The organism is Parahaemophilus parainfluenzae (genome assembly GCF_001053575.1).
GTDB classification, from domain to species: domain Bacteria; phylum Pseudomonadota; class Gammaproteobacteria; order Enterobacterales; family Pasteurellaceae; genus Haemophilus_D; species Haemophilus_D parainfluenzae_S.
In genome coordinates, this window is record NZ_JVSL01000010.1 from 1 (window position 1) to 446 (window position 446).

Here is a 446-nt window from a genome sequence, read left to right on the forward strand (position 1 = left end):
CGTTGGAAATCAAGCTCTTTTTGAACATCATCTTTATTAAAACGGTTCTCTAATTTGCCACTTTGACTTGGTGCACTCTCTGTAGTGATATCGGTTTTAATCGCCGCAATTTCTTCTTGCACCGTTTTGCCTGTACGTTTTAATTGCTCAGCTTCATCTTTAATAATGATATTTTGTGTATTAATACCACTTTTTGTTGTGCTAGATTGGCTATCGGAATCTTTACCATAGCCCATGCCATAGGAGAATTGGAGAGATTCCTTGCCTTCAGCCAATTTCTTGGTGTTCTCTTGTCCATCTACTCCTTTAGAATTAACAGTTGTGTTGCCATTTTTATCGGTATAAAGCAGATTACCATCTTTATCTGTGGCTTGTTTTGTACTTTGAGCTGCACCATTTTCGCCAAATGGTGTTTCAAAGTTAGCTGACACACTGCCACTTACACC

1 protein-coding gene is annotated in these 446 nt (G+C 38.6%); it reads right to left on the bottom strand.

Annotated elements, in window-relative coordinates:
* Positions 1 to 446, bottom strand: a 446-nt coding sequence (locus AC979_RS00615) for a hypothetical protein (protein WP_049372440.1), incomplete at both ends; no start/stop codon positions are given.